Raw genomic sequence first — 16,702 nt, 5'->3', positions numbered from 1 at the left:
GCCCCCTGCTGCAATTTGCCATGTTCCCTTGGACATCATGGTTCCCCCTCCAGTGTGTGTCTCATGGTTCAGTAAACCGGAACTCCGGCCGGGGCCGAAGGGCATCCCGGACCATTCGGCGGATCCGGAAACAGGGTATCGACGCAGGGATCGATGCGGAGGACGATTAAAGGGCGCTCACGTTTAAGGAGGTAAGTGATGTGCTATCCGTACGACAGGGATTTCCGGCGGGACATCAAGAAGGATGAATCAAAGGAAACTGAGCCGCGCCCGGAGCCCCGGGCGGAAGCCCCTGACTTCAAGTTTTGGGCGTTCCCCCGCCGCAGCAGGGCATTCACGGTCGAGGAGCCGGCGACAGCTGACCGGACCCGCGAGAAGGTATGACCCGACAGTCAACGGAAGGCTCCTCAATGAGGGGCCTTCCGCCTCTATGAGGGGCAGCCAGGCTGCGGCGTGCGGACGTTCCGAAGAAGGTACGGGAGACTGGAAGTCCACGATCACGAAGGCAGGACCGCATTGATCAATCTCCAGCAGGACGCCGAAGGCTTCATCCGCATGAAGCGGCACTTTCCGGGCAGCACCATCATTTCCGTCACGTTCACCGATGGCTCGTCGGAGGAGTTTTCCGGGCAGCAACTCAACGCGATCTATGACGATGCCCTAGCCGTCTTCCGGGCGGAGAACCACCTGGATGCCAGGGGGTACTCCCGGGCACCGAAAAGGACGGTCCAGCCTGCGAACAAGATCGAGTTCGTCGCGGTGCACCCCGGGATGGCCAAATAGCCGCCCCGGCACCCATTGACACCGCGGATCGGGCGGATTATTCTACAACCAAATGGTTGTAGATGAGCTCCGGGATGCCGACCTTGACCGCCTGTTCCAGGCGTTCGCCGATGCGACGCGCCGGGACATCGTCAGCCGCGTGACCGCCGGCGAGTATTCAGTGTCAAGGCTGGCGGGGCACTACGCCATGAGTTTCGCCGCCGTGCAGAAACACGTGGCGGTGTTGGAGCGCGCCTCCCTCATTACGAAGGAAAAGCGCGGACGGGAGCAGATCGTGCGGGCCCACCACGAAGGCCTGCAAAGGGCCCGACGGCTGCTCGATGAGTACGAAACGATCTGGCGGCAGCGGGCCGACCGGATCGCCGACATTCTCGCCGAGGGATAGGAAGAATTCCGTCATGACCGTTATCAGTTCGCACAAGAATGCCGAAGCCCTGAGCTTCACCGTCGTCGCCGAGTTCGATGCCGGCGTCGATCGCGTGTGGCAGGTCTGGGAAGACCCCCGCCAACTGGAGCGCTGGTGGGGTCCGCCCACCTGGCCCGCAACCTTTGAAAGCCACGACTTCGTGTCCGGAGGTAAGGCCAGCTACTTCATGACCGGGCCCGACGGCGAGAAGAGCCGGGGCTGGTGGCGGTTCACGGCCATCGAGGCTCCGCACCACCTGGAGTTCGACGACGGTTTTGCCGACGAGAACGGCGATCCGAACCCCGACCTGGGCACGAGCCATGCCGTGATGAGGCTTGAGGCAGTCGAGAACCGCACCCGGATGACCATTGTGTCGACCTTTGACTCCGCAGAGGCGTTGGAACAGGTTCTCGCCATGGGCATGGAAGAGGGCATGAAGCAGGCCCTCGGCCAGATCGACGCCATCCTCGCCGGCTCCAAAGTCGGCTGACGGGCTCCGGCGGCACTATCCGCCGAGGATCTTCGCCTTCTGGGCTCCGAACTCCTGCTCGGTGAGAATCCCCTGCTCCTTCAACGCCGCGAGCTCTTTGAGCTGCTCGATGGCGTCGTTGGAGATTCCGCCGGCGGCAGCCGGAGGCGGGGGCGGCGGCGGCTGCTGGTACGCAGCCTGCTGCTGCTGGCCCATTTGTTGGTCGTAGGCCCGCTGCTGCTTCGCCGCGGTCGCGGCGTCCTGGCGTCGAGGGCTTCGAGTGCTGCCATCACGTCCGGCGCAGGGATCCGCGTGCTCGCACCCCGTCGAAGTACGAGAACGCCTCCGCAGGACCACCAGGGTCGGTGAGTTCAAGCACCTCGACCGCACCGTCCTCGTCCCTCGACGAGCCGTACGAGTTCTTCACTCGCCCGTCCGGTCAGTCCTGCCATGGGGAACTCGAGGAGCACAAAGTCGACCGGCCCGTGGGCCTCGGTCTCCGGTGTGGTTGTCACTGGCTTTCCTCCATTCAGATTCGAGCGCGCTGTCCGGCGCGTTCGTTTAGGTGTGGACGTCGCGTGCCGGGCGGTCACCACCCGCGTGGGGTGATACCCGAGGCAGGGCGCCAGCGGGCCGCGGGTCAGTCCGCTTCTGTCGTCAAGGGGATCTTGAGACCACTACAGCGCCAACGCGCGGTCGCCGCATCATCCCTTTCGGCTGAGCCCACAGGGGCAACGCTTACGACGCCGGACTCGTGGCAGGGTGCCTGATGGCCCCTCCAGTCACGCCGCGGTTCCCTCCACCTGGGCTTTGATGCCTGCCAGCATCGCCTCGCCGTCTTTCTCGCTCCGATTCATGATCAGCGCCTCGACCGGCGGGCCGACCAGCGGGACCGGAAGGTGCCACTCGGCGTCGACCGTCAGCTTTGTTCCGCCGCCGTTGGCCTCGCACGTGAATGTGAAGGTCGGGCCGGCAGAGGACTTCGCGAGGATGCGCTGGCTGGGGACGACCCTGGTGAACTCGATGGTTCCTTCGCGAAGTCCGCCGCTGTGAGCGGGTCTATGCCTCGCACAGTAGACAGCGCACGCAGACCTCAACATGGGAGAAGGTCACGCCGAAGCGCGAAGACTTTCGATGCGCGACGGCGTGCTCCTGAAGCCCGCGGGCAGCCCCACCCCCGCAGGGCAAAGAAAAAGCCTCCGGAACCTGTTGGTTCCGGAGGCTTTTCCAAGGGTGGCAGATGAGGGATTCGAACCCCCGTAGGCGTTGCCAGCTGATTTACAGTCAGCCCCCTTTGGCCGCTCGGGTAATCTGCCGAACTTCAAAAGAAGATCACTCGCGGCCTCCGTGTTCAGAACGCCTGTTTCCAGTCCGTTCCGCTTCCAGTAACCGCGGGCAAGACAACTTTACAGAACTTCCGCCGAAGAATCGAATCGGTGCGTTGTGGCCCTGAAAAGCCCGGAAACTCAGGCCTCCCCGAGGATCCGGCCAGCGAGTTTGGACTCGAACTTCGCGGCCTGCTCCGCCGTGACCTGGTTCAGCTGGACGGCACGGGCCAGGTCCGCATGGACGCCGTCGAGCCTCGAGGAGGCATCCGCAGCCGGGCTGAAGATGATCGAGGCTGCCAGTGTTGCCGCCGCCACCGACGTCGCGGCTGCGGCAATGCCACCGGCGGCAGCTACGGTGGAGCGGATGACGTACCGGACGGCCTGGTTCTGCATGAGCTGTACCTTTCGAGCGACTCTTCCAACTCATGCAACTGTGCCGTGCGAAACTTCGTTCCCGCCCTGACCCAGCTTTGAGCGGACTGTGAACGGGACAATGCCCCGCCGGCCTTCATATCGGGGGCATCCGTATTAGGCTGGATGGCAGATGCTTCAGCCCGTCACCGGGCCCCCCAACCACCAGGAGGACAGTTATGGCAGGCGAATCGACGTTCGACGTCGTCAGCAAGGTCGACAAGCAGGAAGTCGCCAACGCGCTGAACCAGGCGCAGAAGGAACTGGTCCAGCGCTACGACTTCAAGGGCGTCGGGGCCGAGGTCGATTTCAGTGGCGAGAAAATCCTCATGAAGGCCAACTCCGAAGAGCGTGTTCTGGCCGTCCTGGACGTGCTCCAGTCCAAGCTGATCCGCCGCGGCATCTCGCTGAAGTCCCTGGACACCGGCGAGCCCTACGCGTCCGGCAAGGAGTTCCGCCTCGAGGCCACCATCAAGGAGGGCATCGAGCAGGACCTGGCCAAGAAGATCAACAAGCTGATCCGGGATGAGGGGCCCAAAGGCGTCAAGTCCCAGATCCAGGGCGACGAACTCCGTGTCTCGTCCAAGTCCCGCGATGACCTGCAGGCCGTCATGGCGCTGCTGAAGGACTTTGACGAGGCCGACCTGCAGTTCGTGAACTTCCGCAGCTAGGCTCTCTCTCCGCGGCGCAGATTTCCTCACGCTGCGCAAACGGGCTGTCGCACCGGGTATTCCCGGGTCGACAGCCCTTCCGCGTGTCACGAGTCCGCAGGCGCGTCGCCAGGACTTTTGCGCGTCGCCAGCCCCGGGGCCAGCGGACTAGCCCAGCTGCCGGCCGGCCATCCGCTCGAGCCGGCCGATCCGTTCGCTCATCGGCGGGTGCGTCGAGAACATTTTCGCGACCCCGCCGGCGCGGAACGGGTTCGCGATCATCAGGTGAGAGGCGTTGACCAACCGCTGGTCCTGTGGCAGCGGCGCCAGCTGCACGCCCTGCTCAATCTTGCGCAAGGCGGAGGCGAGCGCCAGCGGATCTCCCGTGAGCTTGGAACCGTCCTCGTCGGCGTCGAACTCCCTGGTGCGGGAGATGGCCATCTGGATCAGCGAGGCAGCAAACGGTGCGAGGAGGGCCATGGCGATCGCGGCGATCGGGTTGGCGTTGCGCCGGTCCCCCCGCCGCCGAAAATCAGGAACATCTGCGCCACCGAGGTGATGACCCCGGCGACGGCGGCAGCCACCGAGGCGGTCAGGATGTCCCGGTTGTACACGTGCATCAGCTCGTGGCCCAGCACGCCGCGGAGTTCCCGGGCGTCGAGCAGCCGCAGGATGCCTTCGGTGCAGCACACCGCCGCGGTTTGCGGGTTCCGTCCGGTCGCGAAGGCGTTCGGGGCCATCGTCGGCGAGAGGTAGATCCGGGGCATCGGCTGCTGCGCCGCGGCGGAGAGTTCCCGGACAATCTGGTGGAGCTGGGGCGCCTCGGCCTCCGTCACGGGATAGGCCTGCATGGACCGGATGGCGATTTTGTCACTGTTCCAGTAGCCGTACGCCGTCGTGGCGACGCCGATCAGGGCCATGATCCAGATCGGTGCGGCACTGCGCATACTCGAAGCCATGAGCGCGCCAAGGCCCAGCAGCACCGCCCACAGCACGCCGAACAGCGCGGCGGTCTTCAGTCCGTTGTGATGCTGATGCACTGTTCCTCCAGAAGTCGTCCCAATATCGACCCACACAAGAAAAACGTCCCGCTAGGGCACGGGGTGCCGCGCGTCATACTCCAGGAAGCCCGACTGCCAGTGCGCCACGCTCCAGGCCACCGCGATGCACAACAGACCGCCCAGAAGCAGGACCCAGCCTTCACTCAGAATCTTAGTCCCACCGCCCGCCAGCATGTCCCCCACCCTGGGGCCGCCCGCCACCACCACAATGAACACGCCCTGCAACCGGCCGCGGAGGTGGTCCGGCGCCGAGGCCTGCAGGATGGTGGTGCGGAAGACAGCGCTGACGGAGTCGGCGATTCCGGCCAGCCCGCAGCACAGGGCCGCGGGCAGCAGCCACCACGTCACGCCGCCGGCGCCGGCGTTCCCGGCGAGGACGACGACGAGGCCGAAGCCGGCAATGGAGGCGCCCCAGCCCATCACGGACCAGACGACGGCGGTCCCCTGCCGTCGCACCGCCCCCAGCGGCCCGGAGAAGAGGCCGGCCAGGAACGCGCCGACAGCGGTGGAGGCCAGCAGGATCCCCACGGTTGTTTCACCGCCGCCGATCATCACGGCACCAATCGCCGGCAGGAGCGCCCGGGGCTGGGCGAAGATCATGGCGACGAGGTCGATAATGAAGGTCATCCGCAGGTTGGGCCGTGTGCCCAGGAAGCGGAAGCCCTCGACGACGGACCGCAGTCCCGCCGGCCGCGCATGTTCCCCGGGCGGCATGGCGGGCAGCATCAGCAGGGCCCACAGGGCGAAGACGAAGGTGCCGACGTCGATCGTGTAGGTCCAGGCGAAGCCGACGGTGGCCACCAGAAGCCCGGCCAGCAGGGGCCCGGCCGTCAGGGTGAGGCCGAAACTGATCATGCTCAGTGCATTCGCGGCCGGCAGGAGCTCCCTGCGGACCAGCACCGGGATGATGGCGCTGCGGGCTGGCTGGTTGATGGCCTGGGCGCCGCTCTGCACCGCGATCAGGACGTACAGCAGCCAGACATTTCCCAGCTGCAGCCAGGCCTGCAAGGCAAGGCAGGCGGTGGTCAGCCACAGCACCGAGGAGGCGAGCAGGGCCACCTTGCGGCGGTCATGGGCATCGGCGATGGAGCCGCCGAGCAGTCCGCCGAAAACCAGCGGGACGAGGGCGAAGATGCTCAGCAGTCCGACGTACAGGCTGTCCTGGGTGAGCCGGTAGACCTCCAGGCTCACGGCAACGAGAGTCAACTGGCTGCCCAGGGCGGCGACGGCGGATCCCAGCCACAGGCGGCGGAACGCCGGACTCTCGCGCAAGGGCGTGATGTCCGCCAGATATTTCCCCACCCGGACACTCTAGCGGCGGCGGAGCGGCCGGTGATCCAGGTGAGTGGCGCGCGCAGGGTGACGTGAGCCCGCGTAACATGCCCGCCCTTATTATGATCGAATCATAATAGGTGCTTGAATGGTGGCATGACGGATTCGACGGGCACCCACGAAGCATGGGCCGCGGCCCTGCGTGCCCACGGCCGACGGGTGACCAAACAGCGGCTGGCTGTGCTCACCGCCGTCGAGCATCACCCGCATTCCCCCGCCGAGCACATCCTCGCCGCCGCCCGCCAGGCGCTTCCCGAGCTGACCGCACAGTCCGTCTACGTGGTCCTGGGCGACCTGACCGACCTGCAGATGCTGCGCCGCTTCGAGCCCCCGCACTCCCCCGCCCTCTATGAAACGCGGGTGGGCGACAACCACCACCACGCCGTCTGCATCAGCTGCGGCCGGGTGGAGGACGTCGAATGCGCCGTCGGCCACGCCCCCTGCCTCACGCCGCACTGGGGTGGGAACTCCCAGCCGATGACCATCCAGATCGCCGATGTGCTGTACCAGGGCATCTGCCAGGACTGCCAGCGCACCCAACAACTTCCCGCCACATCTGAAGTGCAAGTAATCAACAAAGGAGAATGATGACTGCGAACCTTTCCGCGCCCATCCCGCACACCGCGACCACGACCCAGACCGGGGCGCCGGTCGCGTCCGACGAGCACTCGCTGACCGCCGGTGCCGACGGGGCTACCGCGCTGCACGACCGCTACCTGGTCGAGAAGCTCGCACAGTTCAACCGCGAGCGGATCCCGGAGCGCATTGTGCACGCCAAGGGTGGTGGCGCCTTCGGCACCTTCACGGTGACCGGCGACGTGTCCCGCTACACCCGCGTGGCTGCCTTCCAGCCGGGCGCCCAGGTTGGCACGGCCATCCGCTTCTCCTCCGTGGCCGGCGAGCAGGGCTCCCCGGACACCTGGCGCGACGTCCGCGGCTTCGCGACCCGCTTCTACACCCCTGAGGGCAACCTGGACATCGTGGGCAACAACACCCCCGTGTTCTTCATCAAGGACGGCATTAAGTTCCCGGACTTCATTCACTCGCAGAAGCGCCTGCCGGGCTCCGGTCTGCGTGATGCCGACATGCAGTGGGACTTCTGGACGCTCTCCCCCGAATCCGCCCACCAGGTCACCTACCTCATGGGTGACCGCGGCTTGCCCCGCTCCTGGCGCGAGATGCACGGTTTCTCCTCCCACACGTACCTGTGGACGAACGCCGCAGGCGAACGCTTCTGGGTCAAGTACCACTTCCGCTCCAACCAGGGCGAGCACAACATCACCAACGAACAGGCTGAGCAGCTTGCCGGCGCCGACGCCGACTACTACCGCCGCGACCTGTACGAGGCCATCGCCGAGGGCAACTTCCCCAGCTGGGACCTGCACGTCCAGGTCATGCCGTACGAGGACGCCAAGACCTACCGCTTCAACCCGTTCGACCTGACGAAGGTCTGGCCGCACGCGGACTACCCGCTGGTCGAGGTGGGCCGCTTCGAGCTGAACCGCAACCCGGAGAACTTCTTCGCCGAGATCGAGCAGATCGCCCTGTCTCCCGCGAACGTCGTTCCGGGCCACGACATCTCGCCGGACAAGATGCTGATGGCACGCGTGTTCTCCTACCCGGATGCACACCGCTACCGCGTCGGCACCAACTTCAACGAGCTGCCAGTCAACCGCCCGGTCTCGCCGGTGAACAACTACTCGCAGGACGGCTCGCTGCGCCACGGCTACAAGCCGGCAACGGCCCCTGTCTACGCCCCGAACTCCTTCGGCGGCCCTGTGGCCGACCCGGCCCGCGCCGGTGAAGGTTCCTGGGAGTTCGACGGCGCCCTGGTCCGCACCGCAGCGACCCTGCACTCCGAGGACAGCGACTTCGGCCAGGCCGGCACACTGTACCGCGACGTCTTTGACGAGGCAGCCAAGGCCCGTTTCCTGGACACCATCACCGGTGCCGTGGGCGGCGTGAAGAACGCCGCCGTCAAGGAACGCGCCATCCAGTACTGGACCAACGTCGACGCCGAACTCGGCGCCAAGCTGCGGGCCAACCTGGGTGCAGGCCAGGTCGAGTCGGACGCTGAGGCCGCCAACAAGTTCTGATCTTTCCCGCGCTTGCCCGCGCTTTCCCGCTTTGCTGAAACTCCCCGCTACGGATCCCCGTGGCGGGGAGTTTTGCGCTTTTCCACATGGCCGCCGAACCCGCTCGCCAGGACGCAGGCGGTGTCCCTACGATCCCTTTATGGACACATTTGAAGGCATCCCGTTTGAAGGCATCCCGGATGCCGCCTTCCGGTTCTATGCAGACCTTGAACGCAACAACAACCGCGACTGGTGGCTGGAGCACAAGGCAACCTACGACTCCGCGGTGAAGGTGCCGCTGACTCTGCTGCTTGCCGAGCTGGAAACGTCCTTCGGTGCGGCCAAGCTCTTCCGGCCGAACAGGGACATCCGGTTCTCACTGGACAAGTCGCCCTACAAGACTGCCCAGGGCGCGTTCGCCTCAACTGCCGAGGGTGTGGGGTTCTACATCCAGCTCAGCGCCGACGGCCTCCTCATCGGAGGCGGCTGCCACACCCATACGCCTGCCCAGCTGACACGTTATCGAAGCGCCGTCGATGCACCGGCCAGCGGCGAGGCCCTGCAGGGGATCGTTGAAGCCATCGAGGCGGCCGGCTTTGCGGTGGAGGGCGACAGCCTCAAAACGGTTCCTCGCGGCTTCGACAAGGACCATTCCCGGGCGGAGCTCCTCAAGCACAAGTCCCTCACCGCAGGTGTCAACGTGGGCCAACCCGGCTGGCTCGCGACCCCCGGTGCGGCCGCTGAAGTGGCCCGGCGGTGGGAGGAGCTGAGGCCCCTGGTCGACTGGATCGGCCGCCACGCCGCGCCTTGACCGGGAGCGGCCTGGGTCCGGCCCGCCAGATGCGTCTGTCAGGCGCGCGGGTCAGATGTGCTGGCCGTCGGCGGCCAGGCGCCGGTCCAGGTTGTCGAAGAAGACCATCAGCATCAGGTCGAAGGCCTCACTGGCCTCCTCGGGCTGGTTGTTCACCACGAAGTCGAACTGCAGCCCGTAAAAGGCGGCAGTAAAGAGGCGGGCGTCGATGTCGGCGAATCCCTCCCGGATGCCCTGGAGCATGAGCCAGTCACGGGCTTTCTCATGCAGCACCCTGAAATGCTCCTGCGCCGTTCCCCGCGGTGACTCGGCCACGATGTCCTGCGCCGTGGCCTCGAACTCAAGCCTGGCCAAGTGCCGGTTGCGCTGCGCCATGGTCCAACGCCACGACTCCAGCAGGAATGCCCGCCACGCTTCCCTGTCGATGTCTTTCACATCCGTGGCCCGGATGCTGTCCAGCCGGGATTCGATGGTGCGGATGATCTCGTTCACCAGCTCCTCGCGGTGGCCAAAATGGTACACGAGCACGTAGCTGCTGACCCCCAGCCCCTCGGCCAGGCTCCGGAAGGTGAGGTCCGCGAGGGTCTTGTCCATCAGGTAGTCCAGAATGGCGGCCAGCAGCTCTGCCTTGCGTTCAGGTCGTGCTGGGCGGGCCATGATTCCATCATAGGGAGCATAACGGGCAGCCAGCGATACAGGTCTGATCGATGTTGCAACCTCCAACAAGAACACCCCGCCATGGATGATCAGAGGCGGAGTGTTTTGTTGCTGGCGTTAGCTGTTAGGCGACGCCCGCGTCCGTGGCGGCTGCCGGCGTCGGGCGTGCTGCGGGCCCTCCCGCAGCAGCCGGGCGGTGCCCCTTTTTAGCGAGCTGGATCTGTTCGTAGACGTGGTGGCGCAGTTCGGTGAAGCGCGGCAGCGAACGGGTCTCCAGCTGGTCGCGGTCGGCGGGCAGGTCAATGGTGATGTCTTCCTGCACGACTGTCGGGGAGCTCGAGAGGATGATGACCCGCTCGCCGAGGTACACGGGTTCGTCGATGTCGTGCGTGACGAAGAGGACAGTGATGCCCAGCTTCTTCCACACGGTGCGGATCAGGTCCTCCAGGTCGGCCCGGGTCTGGGCGTCGACGGCCGCGAATGGCTCATCCATCAGCAGGACCTCGGGCTGGTAGGCGATGGCGCGGGCAATCGCCACGCGCTGCTGCATGCCTCCCGAGAGCTGCCAGGGGTAGGACCGCGGGACGTGGGACAGGCCCACGGCCTCGAGGGCGTCATCCACGAGCCGGTCGCGTTCGGCCTTGGGGACACCCTGGTTTTTCAGCGGCAGCTCCACGTTGTCCCGGACGCGCATCCACGGAAACAGTGAGCGTCCGTATTCCTGGAAGACCACGGCCATCTTCTTGGGCGGACCCACCACGCGCTTGCCGTCCAGCAGCACTTCGCCTTCGGTCGGGGCCATTAACCCGGAGATGCACTTCAGTAGCGTGGTCTTGCCGGAACCGGAGGGCCCCACCAGGCAGGCGAGTTCGCCCGCGCGCAGGTCGAAGGTGAGGTTCCGTGCGGCCTCCACGTCGCCGCCGTCGGTCTGATACACCTTTTTCAGCCCGCGGACGGAGGACGAGGCGAACATTTCGGAGATGACCATCAGGATCAGCCCGAGGGACATGGACTGGCGGACGCCGGCCATGATCTGGGGGCTGGCGGACGGCAGCACGAGGTACCGGACGCGGGCCCAGCCGTCGATGCCGTAGGTGTGAGTGGAATCGGAGAGCACCGGGTCGACGGCGCGGACACCCTCGATCGTGTTCAACAACACCGGTCAGAGACAGCCGGAAATGATAACGACGACCTTCATGGAGTCGGTAATGCCCATGAGCAGCATCAGCACCGGCACCAGGACCGGAGGCGGGATGGCGCGGAAGAACTCCAGCGTCGGTTCCAGCAGCGCCCGGAGCCACCGGATGGATCCGATCAGGACTCCGCCGACGACGCCGATCACGATCGCTGCGACGACGCCCACCACGAGCCGCCAGATACTGGGCAGGACGTCCGTGAAGAAACGCTCGCCAAACCAGACCTCGCCGAACGTTTTGACCAGGTTCGCCGGGGTGGGAACGAAGAAGTTGGTCGTCCCCAGGGTGGCGGCCCACCAGATCAGAACCAGCAGCACCGGCAGGCCCAGGAGGTAGCCGAGATTCTTCAGAATTTTCATACGATCACCTCGGAGCGGACCGACGAGTGCCAGGCCAGGGTCTTCTTCTCGATAAAGCGCATCAGCATATTGATCAGGACTCCGATCAGGCCGGTGGCGAGAACCAGGGCATACATGCCGGAGATGGCGCCGCCGGACTGGGCCAGTGCGATTCCCCGGCCGAGTCCCGGGGATCCGATCACGAGTTCGGCCGTGATCGCCAGCACCAGCGCCACCGCTCCGGATCTGCCAGAAGGCCGCGTAAACGATCAGCAGCAAAGAGGACTCGATCTTCACGCCGAAAAGCAACACGGCAAGCGGGATCAGGGCGACCGACGGGATCGGGCGCAGGAACTCGATGGTGGAGTTGGTAGCCTTCCGCAGGAAGTTGCTGGAGCCGATGACGAAGCCCAGCACCACGGCCGCCACCACGGGGATCAGAAGACCCAGGAACCAGGCCTTCATTGTTTCGCCCACGGAAACCCAGAAAGCCGTGAGTCCAAAGTCAGCAACCAGTGCGGCAATGACCTCGCTGGCTGGCGGCAGGTAGCGCGGGTCAATGATGCCCAGCCGGGGAATCATCTCCCAGGTCAGCAGGAAGCCGAGGATCCCGGCGAGGCCGAGCAGCTGCTTTGTTGGTATTTTTCGCACCTTCCGGTGGTGCCGCTCCGTACTCGGGGCGGCACCACCGGAGGTCAGGGTTGTTGAACTCACGGGAGGAGTTCGCCGGCGTTCGGAGCTTTGGTCAGCGTGCCGTACTTGGCGGCTGCGTCGCCGAGGGTTTTGAAAGCATCCTGGTTGAATTCGACCCGGTATCGCGGCAGCACGATCTTGGCCCGGGCATCAGCGTCGATCTTTGTGTAAGTGCCCACGATGTCGCGGACTTCCTGCGGGTGCTGCTGCGCGTATTCGAGCGACTTGTTCATGGCACGGGTGAACTTCTGGGTGAGCTCAGCCTTGCCCTTGATGGTGTCTGACTTGGTGAAGAAACCGGCGATGTCGAGCTCCGGGCTCATCTCCACGAAGTTCCAGGAAACCACCTTGCCGCCTTCGGCCACGGCCGTGGAAAGGAAGGGCTCGAGGATCCACGCCGCGTCAACCTGCTTGTTGGCCAAGGCCGCCGGGGCGTCCGGGAATGCTACCTCGACGAACTTCACACTTTTGGGGTCCCCGCCGTCCTTCTCGACTACCGACTTGATGGTGGTGTCGCCGATGTTGGAAGGATTGTTCACGGAAACGGTCTTGCCGGCGAGGTCTTTCGCGGTCTTGATGTCCGACCCTGCAGGAACGACGACGCCGCCGATGTCCTTGCCTTTTTCGCCGGTGGTGGACGCACCATTGGCCACGAACTTCAGGTCAAGTCCCTTGTCCTTGGCAACCATGACCGAGATCAGGTTGGAGAAGGCGAAGTCGAAACTTCCGCTGACAATGCCCGGAACGATCGCCGCGCCGCCGGTTGCCGTCTGGATGTCCAGCTGGAGACCTTCTTCTTTGAAGAAGCCCTGCTTGTCGCCGAGGTAAATGGGGGCGCAGTCGACAATCGGAATGTTCGCCCTTCGAACATAAGTTCAAATTTAGTCTTATCTAAAGAGGGAGTGAGGTCAACCACATTCGGACCATCGTTACAGCTATGAGACGGGCCATCCGGATGTGCCCTCTACCGCAGAAGTCGCCGGAGTAGGCCCAAACACCAACGCGGGGTCACATATCGCCCATCCCGGGGGTCGGGATGGGCGATATGTGACCCCGCGTTGGGGTTAATTGTTGGGGCTCGCTAGGAGCGGGTGAGGGTGGCGTCGAGCCCGGCGTCCTCCGCCGCGGCCCCGTTCTGTAGGGCGGCCCCGGACCCAGCCTGGGCGGCGGGCTTGTCGCCGTGCCCATTGACGGAAGCCTTTGCCTCGGCGAATTTCTCGTTCAGGCGGGAGTGCCGCTGGCCGTAGGAGAAGTAGATGACCACGCCGATCACGAGCCACACGGCGAAGAAGATCCAGGTCTCCACGGCCAGGTTGGTCATGAGGTAGAGGCACAGGACGGCGGAGACAATCGGCAGCACCTTGCCGAACGGCACCCGGAAGGCGGGCTTAAGGTCCGGACGCTTCTTGCGCAGCACCAGGACTCCGATGCTCACCGTCACGAACGCGGACAGCGTGCCGATGTTGATCATTTCTTCGAGCAGGTCCACGTTGGTGAGGCCGGCGACAACCGCCACGGCGGCACCGCAGATGATCTGGAGCCGGACCGGCGTCGCACGGATGGTGCTGGTCTTGGACAGTGAGCGGGGCAGCAGGCCGTCGCGGCTCATGGCCAGCACGACGCGGGAGAGGCCCATCAGCAGCACCATGATCACGGTGGTCAGGCCGACAAGCGAGCCGAAAGCAATGACCTTGGCGGCATCATTGTTGCCCACGGCCTCGAATGCCGTGGTGAGGGTGGGGTTTTTGGCCTCGGCCAGCTTCGTGTAAGAGACCATGCCGGTCAGCGCGAGGGACACCAGGATGTAGAGCACCGTGACGACGGCCAGGCCGCCGAAGATGCCGCGCGGCAGCGTCTTCTGCGGGTTCTTGACCTCCTCGGCCGAGGTGGCCACAACGTCAAAGCCGATGAAGGCAAAGAAGACCAGCGCGGCGCCGGCGAAGATGCCGAGCGTGCCGTACTGCGCCGGGGCAGCGCCCGTGAGGAAGCCGAAGAAGGACTGCTTCATAACGTCGGCGACGCCCGTGCCGCCGGTCGGCTCGGAGGTGGGCACGAACGGGGCGTAGTTCTCGAACTTCACGTAACTGAAGCCCACCACGATCACAAAGAGCACGACGGCGATCTTGATCAGCGTGAAAACGTTGCCGACGCGGGCGGACAGCTTTGTCCCCAGCACCAGCAGCACGGTGAACACGGCGACGATAAGGAACGCACCCCAGTACAGGTCCACACCGCCCAGGGCGATCGACGGCGGGATGTCCACGCCCATCAGCGCGAACACCTTGCTGAGGTAGATGCCCCAGTACTTGGCGATCACCGCGCCGGCGGTGAACAGCTCGAGGATGAGGTTCCAGCCGATGATCCAGGCCAGCAACTCGCCCATGGTGGCGTAGGTGAAGACGTAGGCGGAGCCGGCAACGGGAATGGCCGTGGCGAACTCCGCGTAGCACATGATGGCCAGGGCACACGTGACGGCGGCAATGGCGAAGGAAAGGGTCACGGCCGGGCCGGCGAAGTTTGCTGCCGCCTTGGCGCCCACCGAGAAGATGCCGGCGCCGACAGCAACGGCGACGCCCATGATCATCAGGTCCCAGGAGCTGAGCGAGCGCTTCAGCTTACGTCCGGGTTCTTCGGCGTCCGACATGGACTGCTCGATCGATTTGGTCCGGAATAAGTTCATAGCAAAGTCCATAATCTCGGTAGCTTGGTGGAAACAGACCTATCCATAGTAGTGTCCATCCACTGGACGGCTATTTTTGTCCCACATAGTGAGACGGGAAAAGCGGGCCGCGCAGGTTGCCCTGCACGGCCCGCTCGTGAACCATTTGCCCGCTTCTGAACCCTCCAGACTCGGCCAGACCCGCTAGACCGGCCAGTCCATCAGCTTGGACCGGATCAGGAAGCGCTTGCCTTCCGGCGCTTCCACCGAGAACCCGCTCCCCCGGCCGGGAACAACATCCACGGTCAGGTGGGTGTGGCTCCAGTAGTTGAACTGCTCCTTCGACATCCAGAACTCAATGGGCTGCGGCTGCAGCCCGTCGGAAATGTCGAACAGGCCCAGTTGCACGTCCGAGTCCCCGGTGATGAACTCCCCGGCGGGGTAGCACATCGGCGAGGATCCGTCGCAGCAGCCGCCGGACTGATGGAACATCAGCGGACCGTGCTGCAGCCACATCTTGCGCAGCAGCTCCACCGACTCCGGGGTGAGCGCCACCCGGGAGAAGTCCTCCCCGGGAACGGTCACGGCGGCGTCGAGCTTGGTCTGGGGCATCAGAGTCCTTTCTTTGTCAGTACTTGATGACAACGCGGCCGTCGATCCTGGCGTGCTTCATTTCGTCGAGCACGGCATTCACGTCGGAGAGCTCCCGGGTGGAGACGGTGGGGTGGATCTTGCCCTGGGCGTAGAAGTCCAGGGCCTCCTCCAGGTCCTGCCGCGTTCCCACGATGGAACCGCGGACGGTCAGGCCCTTGAGCACAATCTCAAAGATCGGTGCCGGGAAGTCACCCGGCGGCAGGCCGTTGAACACAATCGTTCCGCCGCGGCGGGCCATCCCGATCGCCTGGCCGAATGCTGACGGGTGCACTGCCGTGACCAGGACTCCATGGCAACCTCCGGTTTCGCGCTGGATGACTTCGGCGGGATCTTCATGCAAAGCATTAACGGTCAGCTCGGCACCGTGCTTCTTGGCCAGGGCCAGCTTGTCGTCAGCAATGTCCACCGCGGCAACACGCAGGCCCATGGCAACCGCGTACTGGACGGCGATGTGGCCGAGCCCGCCGATGCCGGAGATCGCGACCCACTGGCCGGGCCGGGCCTCGGTCATCTTGAGCCCCTTGTAGACGGTCACTCCGGCGCAAAGTACTGGGGCCACCTCGACGGGGTCCGAGCCCGCCGGGATCCTGGCCGCGAAACGCGTGTCCACCAGCATGTACTCGCCAAACGAGCCGTCAACGCTGTAGCCGGCGTTCTGCTGCGCTTCACAGAGGGTTTCCCAGCCGGTCCGGCAGTACTGGCAATCGCCGCAGGCTGACCAGAGCCAGGCATTCCCGACGAGGTCTCCGACGGCCAGGTCAGTGACGCCCTCGCCGAGGGCAACGACCTCCCCGACGCCTTCATGGCCTGGGATGAACGGCGGGGTCGGCTTGACCGGCCAGTCGCCTTCCGCGGCGTGGAGGTCTGTGTGGCAGACGCCCGTGGTAAGTACCTTCACGAGGGCCTCGCCCCGGCCCGGCACTGGAACGGGGAGGGTCTGGATCTGCAGGTCCTTGCCGAATTCGGTTACTACTGCGGCCTGCATTGTCGTCGTCGTTGTCGTCGTCATAGCGAAATCCTTGCGTCATCAAACTTGGGTGTAGCTGGAGGGCGTGTGCAGCGTGCCGGCGTCCTTCCGCGCAGGTGCACAAGTGGTACGGGCGGGGGGGGGGGAGGCCGGGGCCGTCCTTCCCTGGTTTGTTGGGTTTTTGAGAAGACAAAGCTGTTTTTTTTTTTGTT

19 protein-coding genes, 1 tRNA gene and 2 pseudogenes are annotated in these 16,702 nt (G+C 64.9%); 7 read left to right on the top strand and 15 right to left on the bottom strand.

The genetic code is table 11. The features are described from left to right. The first annotated feature begins 516 nt into the window (after positions 1–516). The 3 genes from ACZY0Y_RS00110 to ACZY0Y_RS00100 are packed head-to-tail and all read left to right on the top strand — an operon-like array spanning position 517 to position 1,679. Positions 517–783, top strand: coding sequence for a hypothetical protein (locus tag ACZY0Y_RS00110; protein WP_463883929.1), 267 nt, complete (start codon positions 517–519; stop codon positions 781–783). Positions 784–835: 52 nt separating this feature from the next. Beyond that, positions 836–1,168, top strand: a complete 333-nt coding sequence (locus ACZY0Y_RS00105) for an ArsR/SmtB family transcription factor (protein WP_463956356.1) — start codon at positions 836–838, stop codon at positions 1,166–1,168. A 13-nt stretch (positions 1,169–1,181) separates the two neighbouring features. After that, entirely contained in the window at positions 1,182–1,679 is a 498-nt protein-coding gene (locus ACZY0Y_RS00100) for an SRPBCC family protein (protein WP_463956354.1), read from the top strand. Positions 1,680–1,694: 15 nt separating this feature from the next. Here ACZY0Y_RS00100 and ACZY0Y_RS00095 read toward each other — a convergent pair whose 3' ends face one another. From ACZY0Y_RS00095 to ACZY0Y_RS00075, 5 genes are all read right to left on the bottom strand, one after another. Further along, entirely contained in the window at positions 1,695–1,874 is a 180-nt protein-coding gene (locus ACZY0Y_RS00095; RefSeq protein ID WP_463956353.1) for an SHOCT domain-containing protein, read from the bottom strand. Between the two features lie 73 nt (positions 1,875–1,947). Further along, a complete protein-coding gene (locus ACZY0Y_RS00090; protein ID WP_463883933.1) occupies positions 1,948–2,085 on the bottom strand; it encodes a hypothetical protein in 138 nt (45 codons plus the stop codon). Positions 2,086–2,440: 355 nt separating this feature from the next. Continuing rightward, the gene (locus ACZY0Y_RS00085) at positions 2,441–2,758 is read right to left on the bottom strand and encodes an SRPBCC family protein (RefSeq protein ID WP_463956351.1); all 318 of its coding nucleotides are present in this window, start codon (positions 2,756–2,758) and stop codon (positions 2,441–2,443) included. A 134-nt stretch (positions 2,759–2,892) separates the two neighbouring features. Continuing rightward, positions 2,893–2,974 (bottom strand) — tRNA-Tyr (locus ACZY0Y_RS00080). A 150-nt stretch (positions 2,975–3,124) separates the two neighbouring features. Next, the gene (locus ACZY0Y_RS00075; protein ID WP_463956349.1) at positions 3,125–3,379 is read right to left on the bottom strand and encodes a hypothetical protein; all 255 of its coding nucleotides are present in this window, start codon (positions 3,377–3,379) and stop codon (positions 3,125–3,127) included. A 197-nt stretch (positions 3,380–3,576) separates the two neighbouring features. On the opposite strand from ACZY0Y_RS00075, the gene ACZY0Y_RS00070 reads away from it, so the two are divergent. After that, a complete protein-coding gene (locus ACZY0Y_RS00070; protein ID WP_463883937.1) occupies positions 3,577–4,068 on the top strand; it encodes a YajQ family cyclic di-GMP-binding protein in 492 nt (163 codons plus the stop codon). Between the two features lie 147 nt (positions 4,069–4,215). Here the strand turns inward: ACZY0Y_RS00070 and htpX are convergent. Continuing rightward, positions 4,216–5,087 (bottom strand): annotated as a pseudogene (gene htpX, locus ACZY0Y_RS00065) (zinc metalloprotease HtpX). Between the two features lie 51 nt (positions 5,088–5,138). After that, a complete protein-coding gene (locus ACZY0Y_RS00060) occupies positions 5,139–6,410 on the bottom strand; it encodes an MFS transporter (RefSeq protein WP_463956348.1) in 1,272 nt (423 codons plus the stop codon). A gap of 126 nt (positions 6,411–6,536) precedes the next feature. On the opposite strand from ACZY0Y_RS00060, the gene ACZY0Y_RS00055 reads away from it, so the two are divergent. The 3 genes from ACZY0Y_RS00055 (at position 6,537) to ACZY0Y_RS00045 (ending at position 9,326) form a co-directional block, all read left to right on the top strand. Further along, on the top strand, positions 6,537–7,028 hold the full coding sequence (locus ACZY0Y_RS00055; protein WP_463956346.1) for a Fur family transcriptional regulator: 492 nt from the start codon (positions 6,537–6,539) through the stop codon (positions 7,026–7,028). Then, positions 7,028–8,536 (top strand): catalase, encoded by a 1,509-nt coding sequence (locus ACZY0Y_RS00050; RefSeq protein ID WP_463883945.1) that lies wholly within the window; start codon positions 7,028–7,030, stop codon positions 8,534–8,536. The genes ACZY0Y_RS00055 and ACZY0Y_RS00050 overlap by 1 nt, the downstream gene beginning before the upstream one ends. Positions 8,537–8,675: 139 nt before the next feature. Beyond that, the gene (locus ACZY0Y_RS00045; protein ID WP_463956344.1) at positions 8,676–9,326 is read left to right on the top strand and encodes a DUF2461 domain-containing protein; all 651 of its coding nucleotides are present in this window, start codon (positions 8,676–8,678) and stop codon (positions 9,324–9,326) included. Positions 9,327–9,377: 51 nt separating this feature from the next. On the opposite strand, the gene ACZY0Y_RS00040 is transcribed toward ACZY0Y_RS00045, so the two are convergent. The 8 genes and pseudogenes from ACZY0Y_RS00040 to adhP form a co-directional block, all read right to left on the bottom strand. Beyond that, entirely contained in the window at positions 9,378–9,983 is a 606-nt protein-coding gene (locus ACZY0Y_RS00040; protein WP_463956343.1) for a TetR/AcrR family transcriptional regulator, read from the bottom strand. Positions 9,984–10,107: 124 nt separating this feature from the next. Further along, the gene (locus tag ACZY0Y_RS00035; protein ID WP_463956510.1) at positions 10,108–10,971 is read right to left on the bottom strand and encodes an ABC transporter ATP-binding protein; all 864 of its coding nucleotides are present in this window, start codon (positions 10,969–10,971) and stop codon (positions 10,108–10,110) included. A gap of 174 nt (positions 10,972–11,145) precedes the next feature. Next, positions 11,146–11,538, bottom strand: a complete 393-nt coding sequence (locus ACZY0Y_RS00030) for an ABC transporter permease family protein (RefSeq protein WP_463956341.1) — start codon at positions 11,536–11,538, stop codon at positions 11,146–11,148. Continuing rightward, positions 11,535–12,231, bottom strand: a pseudogene (locus tag ACZY0Y_RS00025) (ABC transporter permease). Before ACZY0Y_RS00025 ends, ACZY0Y_RS00030 begins: the two are co-directional and overlap by 4 nt. Next, on the bottom strand, positions 12,228–13,058 hold the full coding sequence (locus tag ACZY0Y_RS00020; RefSeq protein WP_463956509.1) for an ABC transporter substrate-binding protein: 831 nt from the start codon (positions 13,056–13,058) through the stop codon (positions 12,228–12,230). Before ACZY0Y_RS00020 ends, ACZY0Y_RS00025 begins: the two are co-directional and overlap by 4 nt. A gap of 233 nt (positions 13,059–13,291) precedes the next feature. Then, positions 13,292–14,890: an APC family permease gene (locus ACZY0Y_RS00015; protein ID WP_463956340.1), complete on the bottom strand. Its 1,599-nt coding sequence runs from the start codon at positions 14,888–14,890 to the stop codon at positions 13,292–13,294. A 183-nt stretch (positions 14,891–15,073) separates the two neighbouring features. Beyond that, positions 15,074–15,481, bottom strand: a complete 408-nt coding sequence (locus ACZY0Y_RS00010) for a DUF779 domain-containing protein (protein ID WP_463883955.1) — start codon at positions 15,479–15,481, stop codon at positions 15,074–15,076. A gap of 16 nt (positions 15,482–15,497) precedes the next feature. Next, positions 15,498–16,508 carry an alcohol dehydrogenase AdhP gene (gene adhP, locus ACZY0Y_RS00005; protein WP_463956508.1) on the bottom strand — a complete coding sequence of 337 codons (1,011 nt, stop codon included), beginning with the start codon at positions 16,506–16,508 and terminating at the stop codon, positions 15,498–15,500. Positions 16,509–16,702: the final 194 nt, after the last annotated feature.

Source organism: Pseudarthrobacter kochi, assembly GCF_055412805.1.
Note: the sequence above shows the minus strand (reverse complement) of the source record. Positions and strands in the feature narration are given on the sequence as shown.

Excerpts from the sequence above, each read along its gene's own strand:
- ACZY0Y_RS00105 (WP_463956356.1), top strand. The coding sequence starts at position 836 with ATGGTTGTAGATGAGCTCCGGGATGCCGACCTTGACCGCCTGTTCCAG.
- ACZY0Y_RS00100 (WP_463956354.1), top strand. The coding sequence starts at position 1,182 with ATGACCGTTATCAGTTCGCACAAGAATGCCGAAGCCCTGAGCTTCACC.
- ACZY0Y_RS00095 (WP_463956353.1), bottom strand. The coding sequence starts at position 1,874 with ATGGGCCAGCAGCAGCAGGCTGCGTACCAGCAGCCGCCGCCGCCCCCG.
- ACZY0Y_RS00085 (WP_463956351.1), bottom strand. The coding sequence starts at position 2,758 with ATGTTGAGGTCTGCGTGCGCTGTCTACTGTGCGAGGCATAGACCCGCT.
- ACZY0Y_RS00075 (WP_463956349.1), bottom strand. The coding sequence starts at position 3,379 with ATGCAGAACCAGGCCGTCCGGTACGTCATCCGCTCCACCGTAGCTGCC.
- ACZY0Y_RS00070 (WP_463883937.1), top strand. The coding sequence starts at position 3,577 with ATGGCAGGCGAATCGACGTTCGACGTCGTCAGCAAGGTCGACAAGCAG.
- ACZY0Y_RS00055 (WP_463956346.1), top strand. The coding sequence starts at position 6,537 with ATGACGGATTCGACGGGCACCCACGAAGCATGGGCCGCGGCCCTGCGT.
- ACZY0Y_RS00050 (WP_463883945.1), top strand. The coding sequence starts at position 7,028 with ATGACTGCGAACCTTTCCGCGCCCATCCCGCACACCGCGACCACGACC.
- ACZY0Y_RS00045 (WP_463956344.1), top strand. The coding sequence starts at position 8,676 with ATGGACACATTTGAAGGCATCCCGTTTGAAGGCATCCCGGATGCCGCC.
- ACZY0Y_RS00040 (WP_463956343.1), bottom strand. The coding sequence starts at position 9,983 with ATGGCCCGCCCAGCACGACCTGAACGCAAGGCAGAGCTGCTGGCCGCC.
- ACZY0Y_RS00035 (WP_463956510.1), bottom strand. The coding sequence starts at position 10,971 with ATGGTCATCTCCGAAATGTTCGCCTCGTCCTCCGTCCGCGGGCTGAAA.
- ACZY0Y_RS00030 (WP_463956341.1), bottom strand. The coding sequence starts at position 11,538 with ATGAAAATTCTGAAGAATCTCGGCTACCTCCTGGGCCTGCCGGTGCTG.
- ACZY0Y_RS00015 (WP_463956340.1), bottom strand. The coding sequence starts at position 14,890 with ATGAACTTATTCCGGACCAAATCGATCGAGCAGTCCATGTCGGACGCC.
- ACZY0Y_RS00010 (WP_463883955.1), bottom strand. The coding sequence starts at position 15,481 with ATGCCCCAGACCAAGCTCGACGCCGCCGTGACCGTTCCCGGGGAGGAC.
- adhP (WP_463956508.1), bottom strand. The coding sequence starts at position 16,508 with ATGCAGGCCGCAGTAGTAACCGAATTCGGCAAGGACCTGCAGATCCAG.